Source organism: Citrobacter freundii complex sp. CFNIH2 (assembly GCF_002880615.1).
GTDB classification, from domain to species: Bacteria; Pseudomonadota; Gammaproteobacteria; order Enterobacterales; family Enterobacteriaceae; genus Citrobacter_A; species Citrobacter_A amalonaticus_F.
Genome location: NZ_CP025757.1, coordinates 2,711,260 through 2,729,629, shown reverse-complemented (window position 1 = coordinate 2,729,629; position 18,370 = coordinate 2,711,260). Strand labels below are relative to the sequence as shown.

The 18,370-nt window shown below is 55.8% G+C and carries 14 protein-coding genes and 2 pseudogenes; 3 read left to right on the top strand and 13 right to left on the bottom strand.

Annotated features, from left to right (window positions below; genetic code table 11):
• Nucleotides 1-5: 5 nt before the first annotated feature.
• Nucleotides 6-230 (bottom strand): hypothetical protein, encoded by a 225-nt coding sequence (locus WM46_RS26380; protein WP_187394517.1) that lies wholly within the window; start codon nucleotides 228-230, stop codon nucleotides 6-8.
• Here WM46_RS26380 and WM46_RS13395 point away from each other — a divergent pair.
• Nucleotides 225-452, top strand: a complete 228-nt coding sequence (locus WM46_RS13395) for a helix-turn-helix domain-containing protein (protein ID WP_252440815.1) — start codon at nucleotides 225-227, stop codon at nucleotides 450-452. The genes WM46_RS26380 and WM46_RS13395 overlap by 6 nt on opposite strands.
• A gap of 104 nt (nucleotides 453-556) precedes the next feature.
• Here the strand turns inward: WM46_RS13395 and WM46_RS13390 are convergent.
• The 11 genes and pseudogenes from WM46_RS13390 to WM46_RS26850 all read right to left on the bottom strand — a co-directional run.
• A pseudogene (locus WM46_RS13390) lies at nucleotides 557-919 on the bottom strand (type I glyceraldehyde-3-phosphate dehydrogenase); the annotation flags it as partial.
• A gap of 139 nt (nucleotides 920-1,058) precedes the next feature.
• Nucleotides 1,059-1,571: a 4-hydroxyphenylacetate 3-monooxygenase reductase subunit gene (locus tag WM46_RS13385; RefSeq protein WP_102602510.1), complete on the bottom strand. Its 513-nt coding sequence runs from the start codon at nucleotides 1,569-1,571 to the stop codon at nucleotides 1,059-1,061.
• 19 nt (nucleotides 1,572-1,590) lie between these two features.
• Nucleotides 1,591-3,153: a 4-hydroxyphenylacetate 3-monooxygenase, oxygenase component gene (gene hpaB, locus WM46_RS13380; protein ID WP_102602509.1), complete on the bottom strand. Its 1,563-nt coding sequence runs from the start codon at nucleotides 3,151-3,153 to the stop codon at nucleotides 1,591-1,593.
• Nucleotides 3,154-3,331: 178 nt separating this feature from the next.
• Nucleotides 3,332-4,222, bottom strand: coding sequence for a 4-hydroxyphenylacetate catabolism regulatory protein HpaA (gene hpaA / locus WM46_RS13375; RefSeq protein ID WP_102602508.1), 891 nt, complete (start codon nucleotides 4,220-4,222; stop codon nucleotides 3,332-3,334).
• A gap of 9 nt (nucleotides 4,223-4,231) precedes the next feature.
• Nucleotides 4,232-5,608 (bottom strand): 4-hydroxyphenylacetate permease, encoded by a 1,377-nt coding sequence (gene hpaX, locus WM46_RS13370; protein WP_102602507.1) that lies wholly within the window; start codon nucleotides 5,606-5,608, stop codon nucleotides 4,232-4,234.
• Nucleotides 5,609-5,678: 70 nt separating this feature from the next.
• A complete protein-coding gene (hpaI, locus tag WM46_RS13365; protein WP_102602506.1) occupies nucleotides 5,679-6,470 on the bottom strand; it encodes a 4-hydroxy-2-oxoheptanedioate aldolase in 792 nt (263 codons plus the stop codon).
• A gap of 10 nt (nucleotides 6,471-6,480) precedes the next feature.
• The gene (hpaH, locus tag WM46_RS13360; RefSeq protein ID WP_043018631.1) at nucleotides 6,481-7,284 is read right to left on the bottom strand and encodes a 2-oxo-hept-4-ene-1,7-dioate hydratase; all 804 of its coding nucleotides are present in this window, start codon (nucleotides 7,282-7,284) and stop codon (nucleotides 6,481-6,483) included.
• 107 nt (nucleotides 7,285-7,391) lie between these two features.
• A complete protein-coding gene (locus WM46_RS13355) occupies nucleotides 7,392-7,772 on the bottom strand; it encodes a 5-carboxymethyl-2-hydroxymuconate Delta-isomerase (RefSeq protein WP_102602505.1) in 381 nt (126 codons plus the stop codon).
• Nucleotides 7,773-7,782: 10 nt separating this feature from the next.
• Nucleotides 7,783-8,640, bottom strand: coding sequence for a 3,4-dihydroxyphenylacetate 2,3-dioxygenase (gene hpaD, locus WM46_RS13350; RefSeq protein WP_102602504.1), 858 nt, complete (start codon nucleotides 8,638-8,640; stop codon nucleotides 7,783-7,785).
• Nucleotide 8,641: 1 nt separating this feature from the next.
• Nucleotides 8,642-10,108: a 5-carboxymethyl-2-hydroxymuconate semialdehyde dehydrogenase gene (gene hpaE / locus WM46_RS13345; RefSeq protein ID WP_102602503.1), complete on the bottom strand. Its 1,467-nt coding sequence runs from the start codon at nucleotides 10,106-10,108 to the stop codon at nucleotides 8,642-8,644.
• Nucleotides 10,105-11,498, bottom strand: a pseudogene (locus WM46_RS26850) (fumarylacetoacetate hydrolase family protein). Before WM46_RS26850 ends, hpaE begins: the two are co-directional and overlap by 4 nt.
• Before the next feature lie 284 nt (nucleotides 11,499-11,782).
• Between WM46_RS26850 and hpaR the strand changes: the two are divergent.
• Together hpaR and WM46_RS13325 are read left to right on the top strand one after the other, a co-directional pair.
• Nucleotides 11,783-12,229: a homoprotocatechuate degradation operon regulator HpaR gene (gene hpaR / locus WM46_RS13330; protein WP_102602500.1), complete on the top strand. Its 447-nt coding sequence runs from the start codon at nucleotides 11,783-11,785 to the stop codon at nucleotides 12,227-12,229.
• 328 nt (nucleotides 12,230-12,557) lie between these two features.
• On the top strand, nucleotides 12,558-13,877 hold the full coding sequence (locus WM46_RS13325) for a condensation domain-containing protein (RefSeq protein ID WP_262360388.1): 1,320 nt from the start codon (nucleotides 12,558-12,560) through the stop codon (nucleotides 13,875-13,877).
• A 44-nt stretch (nucleotides 13,878-13,921) separates the two neighbouring features.
• On the opposite strand, the gene WM46_RS13320 is transcribed toward WM46_RS13325, so the two are convergent.
• On the bottom strand, nucleotides 13,922-18,316 hold the full coding sequence (locus WM46_RS13320) for an amino acid adenylation domain-containing protein (protein WP_102602498.1): 4,395 nt from the start codon (nucleotides 18,314-18,316) through the stop codon (nucleotides 13,922-13,924).
• Nucleotides 18,317-18,370: the final 54 nt, after the last annotated feature.

Below are 18,370 nucleotides of genomic sequence, written 5' to 3'. Positions count from 1 at the left end.
GACTATCAAGTCGGGTTATTGCTAACAGTGCGAACCATTAAAAGGTTGTCAATCAACCCTGGATCTGTAGATATCCCTGGCAGGCGTTCTCGGGGGCGTGTGTTTGAGGCCGACATATCATATTCGATAAGCATACTCATCCAGCCAAAATGCGTTTTTGCATCTTTAGCGGCGATACGCTTTGCGGGGAGATTCATAATATAACTGATCACTTCAGCCAGGCTGTGCATTGGGATTCCTTCTTCTGCCACCCGACCTCCTTTACCCGCGCGACGAGCGTTGCCAGACATTTCAACGTAAAAGTGGGTAGCGCGCCGGTGGAGTACTTTACGCGCTGGCGCATGTTGCTGGCCTGCGATCGACTGAAAAATACCGACAACTCCGTCGCGCTGATTGCCAACGCGTTGGGTTACGAGTCTGACACTGCGTTTGGTAAAGCCTTTAACGTGTGATGGGATGATCGCCCGGGCAGCATCGCCAGGTGACGGCTGGCAAACGGCAGTGATTAAAAATCCACGCCTGGCGTGGATTTTAGAGGAAGTGCAAGAGCAGGGGGTTAGCGTTCACGCCTTGCCATCAACAGCGCCAGGTCGACGAGGCGATTGGAGAATCCCCATTCATTGTCATACCACGCCAGAATTTTGACCATATTTCCGCCAATCACTAGCGTCGACAGACCGTCGATAATGGAAGAACGCGGGTCACCCTGGTAGTCGCTTGAGAGGAGCGGTTCGTCGCTATAGCCGAGGATCCCTTTCAGCGGTCCCGTCACGGCGGCTTCACGAAACGCATTATTGACCTCTTCAGTCGTCACATCCCGCTCAAGCGTTACGGTGAGATCAACAATGGAGACCACCGGAACCGGTACGCGCAGCAAGTAGCCGGTCAAACGACCCTCCAGCTCAGGAATGACTTTGCCGCAACTGTTGCCTACCATGTGCACAATGCGCAACTGGATGCGGGCTTTCGGATATAAAAAAACTAATATGGCATGAATAATTATCAGCTCACGCAGTGTAAGTTTACCCGCCGAGCGACGGGTAAACTCAGGATGACCACTACGCGACCACTTCCATTTCCATCATCACCGGATGGAAACGGCGCTTGAAGTAAATCAGCCCGTGGCCTTGCTGGCTGAGGGTAATATTCTTGATTTCAACCAGATAGACCAGATGACTGCCGATAGCCTGCACCTGATTAATCTCACCCTCAAGACTTGCCAGTGAGCCTTTCAGGACCGGTTGGCCTTGCACGCCTTTCTGCCAGCATGAAAGGTTGAAGCGAGCTTCCATAGCCATGTCTGTCATCCCGGCGAAATGGCGGGCCATCACTTCCTGTTCGTGGTTCAGCACGTTGATACATAGCTTGCCGTTGCCCTGAAATACCGGGTTCATCGCGCTATTGGCGTTGATACAGACCATCACCGACGGTGGCGAGTCGGTCACCGAACAGACTGCCGTGGCGGTGATCCCGCAGCGGCCCGCTTCGCCTTCGGTGGTGATGACGTTAACGGCGGCCGACAGACTGGCCATGGCATCGCGAAAACGCAGACGTTGTTCATCTAATTGCATTGTGACCTCCCACTGCTGGTTACTTCAGCAGCTTATCCAGCATGTTGATATCGGAATTGTTGTGCAAATGTGGAACCGTCCAGCCATTTTGGTCGTACTCGGACAGGCAGCGATCGACCATCGCCATCATTTTGTCCATGTTGCCGGAGCTCTGTGCCTGGCGTAGGCACTGCAGGCGGATTTCGTCCTGGCTACCGGAGTAGTTAATTTCATACAGCTCGTGGCGGCCACCAAATTCGCTGCCGATGGCGTCCCACATTAGTTTGAGGATCTTGATGCGCTCGAGGTGATCCATACCGTTCGATCCGCGCACGTATTTCGCCAGATATTCGTTGATTTGCGGGTTATTGAGATCGCGTGCGCTGGACGGCAGATAGATCAGGCCGCTGGTGACACTGCGCTCAATAATATTTTTGATTTTGGCGTAAGCCATCGGCGCCATCACGCGATAGGTTTGCAGCGCGGCGTGATCCGGCAGATATGCCCCGTTGACCCACGGCGTTGCTTCGGCGCACATTGAGTCGCTCAGCGCCCAGAACATATTGCGCCAGGCCACGACTTCGCCAAGCTCGGCCTGTACGCCGCGGAACTCCAGGGTACCGGTGCACTCCAGCGAGCGCTTCAGCAGGGCCGTGATAAAGTCGAGCTTCACCGCCAGACGCACGCAGGCCTGCAGCGGATACATACGGGCGAAGCCACCTTCCATCGTCCAGCGGCGGCAGCGGTCGAAGTCACGATAGATCAGCACGTTTTCCCACGGGATCAGCACGTTATCCATGACCAGGATCGCATCGTTTTCGTCGAAGCGACTGGAGAGCGGATAATCGTATGGCGATCCGGTTGCTCCGGCGACCAGCTCATAGGAGGCGCGAGAGATAAGTTTGACCCCTTCGGCATCCATTGGCGCAACGAACATCAGCGCGAAGTCCGGGTTTTCGCCCATCACCTGCGCGGAGCCGAAGCCAATCATGTTGTAGTGGGTCAGCGCAGAGTTGGTAGCTACCACTTTTGCACCGCTGACGATAATCCCAGCGTCGGTCTCCTTCTCGAGCTTGATATAGACGTCTTTTACTTCATCCGCTGGCTTATGGCGGTCGATCGGTGGGTTGACAATGGCGTGGTTAAAGTACAGGCCGGTTTCCTGAATGCGGGTGTACCAGTCGCGGGCATTCTGTTCAAACTGACCATAAAATTCTGGGTTAGCACCCAGCGCACAACCAAACGCGGCTTTGTAGTCCGGAGTACGACCCATCCAGCCGTAGCTCAGGCGCGACCATTCGGCGATAGCATCGCGCTGCTGGCGCAGGTCATCGGCACTTCTCGCGACGCGGAAAAACTTGTGGGTATAGCCGCCGCTGCCGGTGTCGGTACCCCAACACAAAGTGTCCTGCAATGCGGGTTTGTGCAGCGCATCGTACATTTGGGCGACAGAAGCGGCTGCGTTGCGAAAAGCCGGATGCGTAGTCACGTCTTTAACGCGCTCACCGTAAATATAGATTTCGCGGCCGTCCTGCAAGCTCTTCAAATACTCTTCACCAGTTAACGGGCGTTTAGCGTCTGCACGGAAATTTTCAGGTTTCATAGGGGACCTCTTCAGTATTAATTGAAATTGATGTTAAATTTATGTTTTGTTTTTGTTGTTCAATTGAAGCGGTTAACAAGGTTTCCGTGAAGAGACTTTTAGGTCATCTGTGGGTACTTTTCAGGTGAGATAACGTTCTGTGATCCAGACGTCATTTAGAATGAAAGGGTAAGCAGAATCACGACACTGGCACTTTATTCAGTCTGAACGCGCTCGGTGAGCAGCCCACTAAACGGTTAAAGAAGCGAGCGAAATAGGCTGGGTCCTTAAAACCCAACTGCCAGGCTATTTCGTTGATCGCGCTGTCGGAAAACAGCAATAGCCGCTTGGCTTCGCGCAACTGTCTGTCGAAAATTAGCCTTTTTGGTGGGCGGTTAGCGAAGCGGCGACAGATATCAGTCAGTCTGGATTCGGTCAGATGCAGCTCGTAGGCATAATCCGGCACCGTCCAGTGCTGGTGATAGTGGTTATCGATTAGCTGGTTAAAACGTTGAAACAGCCTTAGCTCGCCGCGTATCCCGCTGGCGGCATGATCGTCAAGCTTCGCATTCCGTAGTAGTAGGGTGAACACTGCCTGCGCCAACAGCATCAGAGTGTGTTCACGTCCCGGTAATTGCGAGGTCGACTCACGTTGTATCAGCCGCCAGTAGTGCGTTAGTGCCTCCAGTTCTTCGGGCTTATCGGCCAGCGACAGGCAGATACCCGGCAGGCCGAAGGCTTCCCGTGTGCCGGGGTAAAGTACCTCCAACAGCGGCCAGACCAAATCCTCCCGCACCGTCAGTACGTGTCCATCGCTATCAGACTCAGTGATAAAGGCGTGCGGCACTGAGGGCGGTGTCAGAACGAACAGCGGTGCCTGTACTGAATAACGACTCTCGTCAAGCTGCAGTTCAATCTGCCCGGTATCAAGAAAGTGCATCTGAAAATACTGGTCGTGACGGTGCGCCTGCATATCGCGGCCAAAGAACTCCGCCATGCGGGCAAAAGACTGATAATGCACATCTTCCGTTCCCAGACTCTCATCGTACTCTTTGTTGATATCGATATTGGCGATAGAGCTCTGACACATAGCGGCTCCTTACGGCGTCGCGCGAGGACGCGAACCTTTCATCGGAATAGCCCAGATAATCACCGCGCCAATGACCAACAGGGTGGCAACAAACCACAGACCACTGCTAAAGCTGCCAGTAATATCTTTCAGCCAGCCGATCATTAATGGGCTTACTGCTGATCCGATATTGCCAGTGGCGTTGATCACCGCAATTCCGATAGCTCTGGCGCGTAGGCTGATCGACTGATCTGGGGTGGTCCAAAAGATGGCCATGGCGCTAAAGGAGCCGGTGGAGGCCATCACAATCCCCAGTAGTTGGATTAGGTTGTGATCGGTGGCCGAAGCCAGCAGCCAGCCTGCAGCGGCAAACAGAAAAGGTAGAGCGGTATGATGCTTACGCTCTCGATGTTTATCAGAGTGACGGCTCCAGTAGATCATTCCGAGAATGGTACAAATCTGCGGGATTGCTGCCAGCAGGCCGATAGTGATATTGCTGCTGCTTTCGTTAAAGCTTTTAAGGATCTGCGGCGTCCAGATACTGATCGCACTGAGTGTGTTCGTCAGGCAGAAGTAGGCCAGGGTGTACATCAGCACGATCGGCGTAAATACTTCCCGCCACAGGCTGCGTTGTTGCATGGCGTGATGGCTGATCGCCCCTTCCGGCTGTACCAGCATGAGGCGATCGTTATCCATCATCTCCTGCAGGCACTTTTTGTCTTCTGCCGTCAGCCATTTCGCCTTCGATGGCGAATCATCGAGCCAGAACCAGACCATAACGCCGAGCAGCACCGACGGGAAGCCTTCCAGCAAGAACAGCCATTGCCAGCCGCGCAGGCTAAGCATGCCGTCCATCGACAGAATATATCCAGAAACGATCGACCCCAGCGCGGTAGTGACAGGCATAGCAATCATAAACAACGCGTTGGCGCGGGCGCGGAAAAAGGCTGGGAACCAGTAAGTCAGATACAGCAAAATGCCGGGCAGAAAACCAGCCTCAGTAATCCCCACCAGCATACGCAGGATATAGAGGCTATTGGGCCCGGTGGCGAACATGGTGGCAGTAGAGGCGATGCCCCATAACACCATAATGGTGGCAATCCAACGGCGTGCGCCGACGATGCTGAGCATCACGTTGCTGGGTATGCCAAAAATCACGTAGGTGACGTAAAACAAGGTGGTGGCAAGGCCAAACATGGTGGCGTTCAGTTCCAGATCCTGCCCCATGGTCAGTCCGGCAAAGCCGATATTGATCCTGTCTAAAAACGAAAAGATAAAGAGTACGAACAAAAATACGATCAGGCGACGGAATAGTTTGTTGATAACTGACTGCTGCTGCGCCGTCAGCTGTTTGTGCTGGTTAGCCGGATCGAACTTTTCCGGGATGGCAGATGATGTATCGCTCATTGTCATTTTCCTCTAATGGGAATTATGTAAGGTACGGCTATTTGCCCGGTAGCGCTGCGCTTGCCGGGCATTAGTAGACGCCAGGCGAACCCGGCGCGTTTATTTCCCCCCCGAACCGCGCCGCCAGCGCTTCTGCGCCACGGGCCAGCAGAGTGGTATCAACGCCGACGGCAACGAACAGTGCGCCTAGCGCCAGATAACGTTTCGCCAGCTGTTCATTGGCCATCAGGATCCCCGGCGCTTTGCCGGCTGCACGAATTTGCTCGATGGCCTGTTCAATGGCGGTCTGTACTTCTGGGTGCTGCGGATTGCCGCCAAATCCCATATCGGCACTGAGATCGGCTGGGCCGATAAACACGCCGTCCACGCCCTCAACGTCGAGGATCTGTGACAGGTTTTTTAGCGCTTCGCGGGTTTCAATTTGCACCAGCACGCACATTGCGTCGTTGGCCTGATGGATGTAATTTGGGATGCGGTTCCAGCGTGAAGCGCGGGCGAGCGCGCTGCCTACGCCGCGAATACCTGCGGGCGGATAGCGGGTGGCCTTCACTGCCAGTCGCGCTTCGGCTGCGTTTTGCACCATCGGTACCAGCAGGGTCTGCGCACCCACATCCAGCAGTTGTTTAATTTGCACCGGGTCGTTCCATGACGGTCGCACCACAGGTTGGCTGGGATAGGGGGCGATCGCCTGCAGTTGGGTCAGTATCGTTTGCACGCTGTTCGGCGCATGCTCTCCGTCAATTAACAGCCAGTCGAACCCAGCCCCGGCCAGTAGCTCTGCACTGTAGCTGCTGGTGAGTCCAAGCCATAGGCCAATCTGCGGGCGACCGGCTTTTAAGGCATCTTTAAAGGCGTTATTCATCATGTTTCTCCTAAACAAACCGGCAGCTAATCGCGCCCATGTTGCCGTAGTCGACGTGGAAAGTGTCGCCCTTGCGAGCCGGAACCGGACGGGTAAAGGAGCCACCGAGAATAATCTGACCGGCTTCCAGTTGGACGTCATACGGCGCAAGCTTATTCGCCAGCCAGGCCACGCCGTTGGCCGGGTGATTGAGTACCCCAGCGGCCACGCCAGTCTCTTCGATCACGCCGTTGCGATAGAGCAGGGCGGAGATCCAGCGCAGATCCAGCTCGTCGGGTTTGATGGGGCGACCGCCGAGGATCACCCCGGCGTTGGCGGCGTTATCGGAGATGGTGTCGAAGACCTTGCGCGGGCGCTGGGTCTCCGGGTCGATGTTGTGGCAGCGGGCATCGATTAGCTCCAGCGCCGGGATCACATAGTCGGTAGCGTTGTAGACGTCGAACAGGGTGCAGTTCGGGCCGCGCAGCGGTTTTGCCAGCACGAAGGCCAGTTCAACTTCAATGCGGGGAACGATAAAGCGATCGGTGGGAATATCGCCGCCGTCGTGGAAAAACATATCATCCAGCAGCGCGCCGTAGTCCGGTTCACTAATCTGCGAGCTGGCCTGCATCGCTTTGGAGGTAAGACCGATTTTGTGGCCTTTAAGCACGCGGCCCTCGGCGATTTTCATTTTTACCCATTCGCGTTGAACGGCGTAGGCGTCTTCGATGGTGATCGTCGGGTGGTCCAGCGAAATAGCGCGGATCTGTTCGCGCTGTTTTTCCGCCTGGTTTAGACGCTGGGCGATCAGAGTATGGGTATGTTTATCGAGCATAGTGGTTCCTGTGGCATTGCATTGCCGGATGGCGCTTCGCTTATCCGGCCTACAATTCATGGCCGGTGTAAGCCCGGTAAGCACAGCGCCACCGGGCAATTTGCACATTATTTAAATAACGCGTGCACGTTGTTCTGTTTGTAATTCAGCGTCGGGTGCAACTCCTGGATTTCGAACGACAGTGCCAGATAGCGGCTCTCCATCAGCGTGGCGAAATGAGCCTTAATCAGCGCAAACAACATCTCACCCACGTCCTGACGGCACTCCAGGCTACGCCCGGAGCCGATTTTCAGCGTCATATGCACGAAGGCATAATCATGCTGGCCGTCGGCCATCTGCCAGGTATCCAGCCAGATGGCGCGACTGCGAATGCCGCCGATGGGAAAGATGCCGGTCACCGCCAGCGCCTCGTTAACTTTACCGAACAGAACGGGTAAATCGGCCTGTTCACGGATGTTGTCGGTACACTCGGCAATAAAGTGCGGCATTCTGAACTCCTTAAACCTGTTCCGGCAGCGGGAAGACGGCGTTGACCTGGCCGGTACCGGAACTGGCGAAAAGCTCGGTGATAAATTCAACGTTGCCGTCATATTTATCCCAGCCCAGCATGCCGAGCAGCATCACTGTGTCGTGCATGTTGCCCTCGCCGTAGCAGTAGTTGGCGTACTCTGGCAGCATGGTGCAGAACTCTTTGAACTTACCTTCACGCCACAGTTTCACGACTCGTTCGTCCATCTGATGGTCGAACTCGCGGGTGTAGCTGTTCATGCCTTCTTCCGCACGCTGATCGTCGATAAAGCGGTGCGACAGTGAACCGCTGGCCAGGACAGCTACGGTGCCGTCGTATTTCTCGATAGCTTTAAGAATTGCTTCACCCAGCTTGCGACTGTCCGCGAAGTCATGCACGGTACAGAACGCTGAGATGGAAACGACTTTGAAGTAGTTGTCTTCGTTCATATAGCGCATGGGTACCAGAGTGCCATATTCCAGCGTCAGGCTGGGAATGTTGTGTGCCTGAGCACGCACACCCAGTTTAACGGCTTCATCGGCGATTGATTGACCCAGTGCCGGGTTCCCCTCGTAGCGGTAGGCCATGTCGCGAATAAAGTGCGGCAGTTCGTGGCTGGTGTAGTTCCCCTCAAAATAGGGGCTACAGTTGATGTGATAGGCGCTGTTGACCAGCCAGTGGGTGTCGAACACGATGATGGTATCGACGCCCATTTCGCGGCAGCGTTTGCTTATCTCTTTATGTCCATCGATGGCTGACTGACGGCAGCCGTGGTTTTTACCCGGCAGTTCAGAAAGATACATCGACGGAACGTGTGTAATTTTTGCAGCTAAAGCTAACTTTCCCATATCAGACTCCCCATTTTGGGATCGGATGATCGCCCATCGAGATGCAGACGTTTTTCATTTCGGCGAACACTTCAAAGCTGTATTCGCCGCCTTCACGGCCTGTACCAGAAGCCTTCACTCCGCCAAACGGCTGACGCAGGTCGCGGACGTTCTGCGTGTTGACGAACACCATTCCGGCTTCGATGCCGCGTGCCAGGCGCAGCACTTTGCTGATGTCCTGGGTCCAGATATAAGAGGCGAGGCCGTACTCCACATCGTTGGCCAGGCGCAGACCTTCCGCCTCGTCTTTAAACGGCAGCAGACACGCTACCGGGCCAAAAATCTCTTCCTGCGCGACACGCATGCGGTTGTCGACATCCGCCAGCACCGTTGGTCGTAGGAAGTTGCCGCTTTTCAGATGTGCAGGCAGGTCGGTGGGTTTATCCGGGCCGCCCGCCAGCAGGGTTGCCCCTTCTTCAATGCCGAGGCGGATATAGCCAGCGACTTTCTCCCAGTGCTGTTGGCTAATCAGCGCGCCTACCTGAGTGTTCGAGTCGGCTGGATCGCCGACGCGCAGGCGGTTGGCGCGTTCAGCAAAGCGTTTGACGAATTCGGGGTAGATGCTCTGCTGGATAAAGATGCGCGAGCCGGCGGTGCAGCGTTCACCGTTGATCGAGAAGATGGTGAACAGTGCGGCATCGAGAGCACGTTCAATATCGGCATCTTCAAAAATCAGCACCGGTGATTTGCCGCCCAGTTCCATGGAGTATTTTTTCAGCCCGGCATTTTTCATGATATTGCGCCCGGTGGCGGTACCGCCGGTAAACGACACCGCGCGTACGTCGTGGTGGCGTACCAGCGCATCGCCTGCTGTTGCGCCATAGCCCTGAACTACGTTCAGTACGCCTGCCGGAATGCCTGCTTCTAACGCCAGTTCACCCAGACGATCGGCAGTCAGCGGCGAAAGCTCGGACATCTTCAGCACAGCGGTATTGCCCAATGCCAGGCATGGAGCGACTTTCCAGGTGGCGGTCATAAACGGCACGTTCCACGGCGACACCAGCGCACAAACGCCGACTGGCTGTACGAGGGTGTAGTTGAGCATCTGGTCATCGACCGGATAGGTCTTGCCGTTCATCTGTTGGCACACTTCGGCAAAAAACTCGAAGTTATGCGATGCACGAGGGATCAGCACATTTTTGGTCTGATGAATCGGCAGGCCGGTATCGGCTGTCTCCATGGCGGCAATTTCAGGGACGTTCTGGTCGATCAGGTCGCCCAGACGGCGCATCAGACGTGCACGCTCTTTCATCGGCAGATTGGCCCATTTAGGGAACGCTTCCTTCGCTGCCGCCACCGCCAGATTCACTTCGTCGGCACCGCCGGAGGCCACTTCCGCCAGCACTTCTCCTGTTGCCGGGTTGGTGGTGTGGAAATACTCCGTGGTCGCGACGTTTTTGCCGTTGATCCAATGGTTAATCTTTTTCATGACAGCTTCTCCTCATATGCCTGCTGACTGATGATGTGGTTGACCAGACGGCCGACGCCTTCCACTTCGACGATCACTTCATCGCCCGGCACCACGTCTGACAGCCCTTTTGGCGTACCAGTGGCGATCATGTCGCCCGGTTGCAGGGTCATAAACTCGCTCAGATAAGCGATCAGGAACGGGATGCTGAAGATTAGATCGGCGGTGGTGCCCTGCTGGCGCAGTTCGCCGTTGACCCAAGTGCGCAGTGCCAGGGTGTGCGGGTCAGGAATATCCGCTTTGTCGACGATGCAGGGTCCTATTGGTGTCAGAGCGTCACGGCTTTTTACTCGCAGATTGGGGCGATAGTAGTTTTCCAGATAGTCGCGGACGGCGTAGTCGTTGCAGACGGTGTACCCGGCCACGTACTCCATGGCGTCGGCTTCGGCGACCTTACTCGCCGTTTTGCCAATCACCACCACCAGTTCAGCCTCGTAGTGCATGTACTCAACGTTATCCGGTCTTACCGACTCCTGCTGGTGGCCGAGAAGAGTGTTTGACGCTTTGATAAACACTAAAGGTTCAGTTGGCGGCTTAAACTCTAGTTCGCTGGCGTGGTCGGCGTAGTTCAGGCCCAGCGCAAAAAGTGTGCCATTACAGGGAGGTAGCCAGCGAAATTCACCTTCATTTAGCTGCTTACCATTCGCCAGTTGTACCTGGCCGCGTTCATCAACATGGACATCGTGCAGTTGACCCTGCCATTCAATACGTGCCTTTTTCATGCCAGCTCTCCTTCGGTAACCACCGGGTTTTCCAGCGGCAGGAGGCCTGCGGCAAGAATACGTACGCGATCGCCTGGTCGCAGGGTTACGCGGTTGTGTGGGGTGCCGATCAGAATGGCGTCACCAGGGTTGAGGGTCGCGAATTCACTCAGGGCGCTTAGCAACTCGGCGGCGGAGCGCTGGAGATCAACCGTGTTCCAACTGTCAGCTTCGCGACCGTTGATTTCGGTGATAATGGTCAGGTTATCGACGTCACTGAGTGTAGAAAGTGCGCCAATCGGGCAGAAGCCATCGCGGCATTTGGCTTTGATTGCCGGGCGATAGAAGCTCTCTTCCGGCAGGCTTACGTCGTTAGCCAGCGCATACCCGGCAATGTAATCAACAGCTTTTTCTGCAGTTACTTTACGGGCGGTTTTACCGACGATCAGGGCCACAGTTCCTCCGCTTTGCACGGTTTCACCCTGCGGATAGGGGATGCTATCTCCGTTGCCGATAACGGTATTGCGCGGTTTGATAAACCACACCGCGGTCTTTGGCGGCGTTTTGTAGGGGGCCTGTTGGAACGCTTCGCGCCAGGCATCGAGCTGGCTGCGGTGATTAAGCGCTACGGCGAAGATGGTACCTTTCATTCACCACTCCTCTGATTCTGATTTCGGGATACGATCATTTCATTAATATGTTAATGATCATTTTTTATGCTTTGCAGAAAGGTTTGGCAAACAGAAGTGAATGATTTGTGATCAGATTAACAATAAAATTACAGTTTTGATTTTTATTTCTTATAAATCAATATATAAGGTTGTTTTATTATATCGACTTGTACTTTTCAGAGACAGAAACCGGTTGCGTTCTGGTTTAATTAACGCTAATTATTAACTTATTAACAAATGAAGGTATGATTCAGAGGTTAGCCATGCATGATTCATTAACTATCGCGCTACTACAGGCGCGGGAAGCGGCGATGGCCCACTTTCGCCCGATCGTTAAACGCCACAATCTTACCGAGCAGCAATGGCGTATCGTGCGCATCCTTGCCGAAAATCCGTCGATGGATTTTCACGATCTGGCTTTTCGCGCCTGTATTTTACGCCCGAGCCTGACGGGCATCCTGACCCGCATGGAACGCGATGGCCTGGTTCTGCGCCTCAAGCCAGTTAACGATCAGCGCAAGCTGTACGTTTCGCTGACTCCAGCAGGTTCAAAACTGTATGAAAGTGTGAGGATCCAGGTGGAAGAGGCATATCGCCTGATAGAATCCGATTTTACCGTCGAAAAAATGCAGCAACTTACCGTGCTGCTGGAAGAGTTTATTTCGCTGGGCAACGGTACGGGGGAGATGACAAAGAGGGGGAAACCGTGACTATTTCTCCTGTTGGCAAGACAGGAGGCGCCACCACAGAAGCCGCAGTGAAACAGGGCGTTTATCGGCAATAGCATTTGCATATCTGATAAGTAAATGATTATTATTTACATAAGCAATTTTGGCACTGGCAACCCAACGGTAACCATCGCGTTCTGGCGAAAACAGATTCAGCCTTGACGCACTCACCGAATGAAAAAAATAACAACCTGGCCTGTCATTTTAATCTGAGCAAGTCGTCATCTGGGATGAAACAGAGGTAAGCGTCTGCCGCAACGGCGAGCGTGAGTCGTTGTTTCGTAGGATTAATGATATGGAAAGGTATGATATGTCACAGACTATTCAGTCCAGTCACTGGTCGCCGCTGACGCCGGCGCAGTTGGATTTTTGGGAAGAGTTTACGTTTCACCCCCATCAGCCGGTCTCAACCGTCGCCCATTGTATAACGTTACGTGGTGCCATTAACGAACGCGCGTTGCTTGCCGCGCTTCAGCAGGTTATCAAAGAAACCGAGGTATTTTCCGTCCGCTTTCGCTTAGTTGGGGAAGACGCCATGCCGGTTCAGTATTGCGATCCCCACCAGTATCCCGACGTCCGTATTATCGATATGCAACAGCGGCGCTCTGCGCAGACGGTCGCACAGGCCATGATGCAGGGTGATATTGACGGACAACTGAATCTGTTGCGCCAGCCGTTGGCCGCGGTATGGCTGATACGGTTCTCGCCTGAGCACTATATGGTCTATATTCGTGCGCATCATATTATTGTCGACGGTTTCGGCATGGCGTTAATAGAACATCGCTGCGCGGAACTGTATCAGGCCTATTGCGAGACTACGTTGACGGGGTTTCCACTCAACCCGTTTGCTGATTTTCTCGCAGAAGAGCAGCACTACGCGCGCAGCAAAAAGTGTCAGGCGGATCGCGCGTACTGGCACCGACTTCTCGAACAGGCACCTCCACTAAAGGTATTACAGAAAGGCGGGGAGGATTACGCAACCGAATCCCTGCACAGTGATACATGGCTTCCGGCCTCGTTCACTAAACATATTCTTGCGCTGGCCGAGTTGTGTCGGATTGGCTGGCCTGATGTCCTGCTGGTCCTTTCCGCCGCATGGATGGCAAAACAGATCCCTGATGTGCAACATAACGGCGTCTTGCCTGTCTGGGTGCCGGTGATGAACCGGCGTAGTCATGCAGCGGCCAATACACCGTCGCTGGCGGTGAATATATTGCCAGTATTTATCACTTTCGATCCCCTGGAAAGTCTTGTTGATTTCCTGAAGCGTACCGCCATCGCGCTCCACGATATGCGTGCACACAGCCGTTACCGCATTGAAACGCTTGCCGCCGATCAGGGCATTGGCAAGGGAATGCGGTACTTCTTCTCGCCGCTGATTAACGTTCTGCCTTTCGATCCGCCAGTCTTTGCCGGCTGCGAAACGGCGCGTCAGGTGATGGCCAGCGGGCCTGGAGACGGCTTTAATATTACCTGGCGCGGTCGCACCGATTGCAGTGAACTTCATGTCGATATTGACGCGGAAGCGGGCATGTTCCCGGGACTGGATCCGCAGGCTATGCTCACCAGCTTAACCGACTGGCTCTCGCACGCCTTCGCTTCGCAGTACGAACCTCAGCCGTTGCTGTAATCAGCCAGTCCGGCCGCCATAAATCCCCTGGCGGCCGGACTGGTTTAGTTCAACAGTGCGCAAACGTCGCGGATATTTTTGCACTTAATCAGATCGTGCCCGGCCAGGCGACAGCCAAACTCGGCGTTAAGGCGTTCTCTGACCGTCTTCAGATGGTTCAGCTTCAACCCCATCACGATGAACGGCACCGTGGCATCCCATTCCGCGCGGGCAGGCTGCTGCATTGCCGCGCAGTAAATCTCCAGTATTTTTTGTTCAATAGCCGGACGCGCTGCGCAGGCGGGGGCGTTCAGCGCAGGCGATGGGTGTTGAGGTGTTTGCGCCAGGCTGGCGCGCAGCGCATGGCGATCGATCTTGCCGTTGGCCGTCAGCGGGAAGGCGTGGCGAGTAATAAATCGTCCCGGGATATGCGTACAGGGAAGGTAGCGCTGAGCGAAAGCGCGCAGTTCCGCCGCTCCCGGCGTGACGTGGTCGCCGACAAGGCAAATCGCCCCGAGAGATTTTTCATTAGCATCGTCCGTCGCGTAGTCCACCACGACGATATCGTGAATGGCGGGATGCTGGCGAAAGACGTCCTCGATCTCCGGCAGCGAAACGCGCACGCCGCGAATTTTCACGTAACCGTTGATGCGCGTGGCGAACATAATGACGCCATCAGGCCGGTAAAAGCCGATATCGCCCGTGCGGAAGGCGCGGACGGTTTCACCTTCGGGGGTGAGAAGATTCACAAAATCATGGTCGACCCGTTCACCGTTTTCCAGATAGCCGCAGGCGAGATTGACGCCAGCCGTATGAATGCGGCCCGCCACGCCGCAGGGGCAATGTTCGCCGCTGTCATGGCAGATGTAATACTGATTGCCGGCGAGCGGTTGGCCATAGGGAACGTGCTCAACGTCGTCGGGGGTGATGTCATGCCAGATGCTCCAGATCGTGGTTTCCGTCGGACCACCGAGCGAAACCAGACGCGGCGCGGGACAAAGCGCCCGCAAACGCCGGAGCGTAGCGGGTTTTATATAATCACCGCCCTGCGCCACGAGCCGCAGCGTGCGAAGTTGCGCCGGTTGGGCACAATCCAGCAGCATTTCAAGTATCGCAGGCACTGAACACCAAAGCGTAACCCGGTGCTGTTCTACCAGACGACTCCAGCCGATTGCATCTTTTTCCTGCTCCTGCGCCGGGATCACCAGCGTTGCACCAACGCTCATCGCGGCGAACAGATCAAAAACGGACATGTCGTGATGCAGCGGCGTGACGGAAATAAACACGTCGCGCTCGTCTACCTGCCAGTGGGCGATAGTTTGCGCCAGCACATTAGCGGTGGCGCGGTTATTGAGCATCACGCACTTGGGTTTACCCGTTGTGCCCGAGGTATAGAGATAATATGACGGCTGTTCACTGGCGCTTTGCCCGGCGAATGGCGGGGGTGAGTCGTTATCCGACACCAGCGCCAGCGGCGTAACGCTGCCAACAACCTGCGCATCTTCCTGGCTGATCACCAGGTCGGGACGACAGTTTTCCAGCAGATAGCGCGTGCGTTCCGCCGGTGAGTTAATTTCTACCGGCACGCGAACGATCCCGGTCAGCGCGCAGGCGAGCGAAATAATGACGTGTTCCGGGCTGCGCGGCAGTGAAATCGCCACCACGTTGCCGGGTTTCAGCTGACGCGCCAGCAGCCCGTTTGCCACGCGCGCAACCTGCTGACCGAGTTGTTTCCAGCTCCAGCGTCTGTCGCCGCAAATCAGCGCCGTGCGGGCGTCGTCACCGCTAAACAAATGTCCGGCAATGTTGCCCAGAAAGTCATACCCGACCGCGGTCGTCATCGGCGTGTTTGCCTGGTAATGGGAATACGATAGCGCCTCACGCAGCGAAATATTCAGCGATTCGCGGTCGACGATTAACTGAATACGCCGCGTAATTGCCTCCAGCACGGCCCGTATCGTTTCCATGGACAGCGACTGTACGACATAGTCTGCAACCAGCCGCAGATTGCCCGCGCTGTCGGTCATCAGACGCATGTCCAGCGCCACCTGCGGCGTCTGGGTCAGACCGTCTTCTTCCCGGATGACTGATCCGGCGGGCAACGTTTCCCACGCCAGACAGTTAGTGAGGATCAGCGGCAGCACGGGCTGGTTTGCGTTTCGCGACGCCAGCTGGCGCGCCAGATCGACACCCGACCAGGCGAGATGATCCAGGCCGTGGAGAATATCCACCTGCAAACGCTGCGCATTCTCTTCCAGTTCGCCGGTGCGCTGATAGTGTACTGCGATAAACGTTGAGGCGTTGTTGGGCTGTTCTGCCGTCGCCGGAAACGCGCAGGGCACGCCGACCAGCAGCGTTTCATCCTCCGCCCACAGCGCCAGCGTGTCGAGGACGACTGCCGACAGCACGCTGTTGGCGAATAATCCGCTTTTAGCGCCGAGCCGGGTGAGGGTTTTTCGGCTGTTCGCCGCTAACGTCCGGCTTTCACGTCGCCATTCGGGGCGCGTTATTTCGCTCAGCGGTCGTTGCCAGGGCAAACGCGACGGCGTGACCGCGTCGTTGAGCGTCGCTTTCCACCACTCTCTGGCCGCTTCGCGGCTGTGGGCGGTTCCCGGCGATTCGACGTCGGGTCTCCGCGGCAACAGTGGCTCCAGAGGCTGATTATCGAACAGGCGCGCGACAATGTGCGAGATCCCCTGACCGTCCAGAATTAGGGCATCAAAGCTGGTAAAGACGACATACTCGCCTTGCGTCGGCATGGCGATCAGAACGATGTTCCACGGTGGGAAGGCGAGATCGTGACAACGTTGCTGATAGCGCTGTTGAAGCTGCCGGAGTTGCAGCTCCGCATCATTCTCGCTGAGGGCGGTGAGGTCTATCCGCTCCACAGGCGCGGGCAGGGCGGGTAGCACCGTTTGCTGTTGTTTTTCGGCGTCGATCACCGTGCGTAAGGCGTCGAAATGGGCGATCAACTCCGCGACGCGCTGACAGAAACGCGACGGTTCCAGTGGTCCGCGAAAGGTTCTGAAATCATGCATCGACACGCCGCCCAGCGGCCACTGTGTGCTTCTTCCCAGCAGATAGGCCTGCTGTAACGGCGTTAAGGGTGTCGTCATCCTTTCCTCCCCGAATTGGGCATTGTGTTCGACCTCCGGCGGGCGGGCAAGCCACTGCGAAACCGGGTGGTGGATATGGTCGGGCTGCTGCGCCAGTCGACTGGCGAGCGCGTTAAAATGCGTAAACAGGCGTTCAGGCAGCCCTGGCTTAAAGGCGTCGGCCCGCACGTCCCAGTTGATCAAAATCTCGTCGCCATACCAGGCGACCTGCGCGTCCAGCGCGACCTGTGGGCCTTGTGATATCACCCAATTCAATGTACCGAGCTGTTCGCGGACGCGTTCGGAGAACAGCGCGCCGCCGCGAATACCGAAGCCAGCCGTAAAAACGACCGGCGAGTATTGCAGGCTACCGTGCTGTCGCGACAGGTCGCGCATAACGCTGACGCCAGGATAGTGACCGTGCGCGACCCGTTCATGAAGCTGCTCCATCGTCTCTTGTGCGTGGTGCAGCAGGGATATCGCCGGGCGGATTTCGCCGCTGAACAGCAGCAAATCCGTAAAATCGCCCACCAGTTGTTCCACCTGGGGGAAATCCGGATCGCGGAAAAAGGTCGGCACGTTGATGCGCAGCGCTGGCTGGGCAAGTCCTTCACCAATCGTCAGCGTAAACAGCGACAGGAACAGCGCGCTGAGCGTCAGATGATGCTGACGTGCGCAGGCGTTAAGGGCGAGGCTGGTTTCGCGGTCAAGAGACAGGGCTAATCGGCGGCTTTGACAGCGTTGTTTCGTTGCAAAAAGACGCGGAGCAGGGGGAAACGTCGGTAATTGCGCCTGCCACCAGAGACGGTCGCGCATTCTGAGCGTCTGCAACTGCGGATCGTGAAGACGCTGGTCCAGATAGTGAAACCATGCCACCTCATGTTGCGGAATAATATCGTCGGGCGGAGAGGCATAAAAACGCGCCAGATCCTCCATAACGATACGAAATGACCCGGCATCAGCGGCGATCATGTCCAGATCGATATGTAACCGGCTTTTCCCTTCCGGCAGCAATGAGAGGCTGATTTCACACGGCACGCCCCGGTCGCGCAGCAGCTGCTGGTTCTCCATGCGGTGACGTTTCTCCGCCAGCCGGGTCTGGATGTCTTTGCCGGTGCAGTGGCGGTAATCATCAAGACTCGTCGGAGGATGCTCCGCCACTACGTACTGCTGCCCCTCATCGCTGATGCGCAACCGCAGCATGGGGTGGCGGGCATACAGCGCGTTTACGGCCTGCCGGAAGCGCGCGCTGTCATGAATAAATCCGTCAAATTCGGCGTATAAGTGAGCGGCAACGCCGCCCAACGCCTGGGGCGACTGCCTGCCGACCCAGGAGGCCGCCTGCATTGGAGTCAATGATTTCATTGGGTATCTTTCCTGATTAAGCCAACGGAAACGCCCTGAATATATCGCACGATA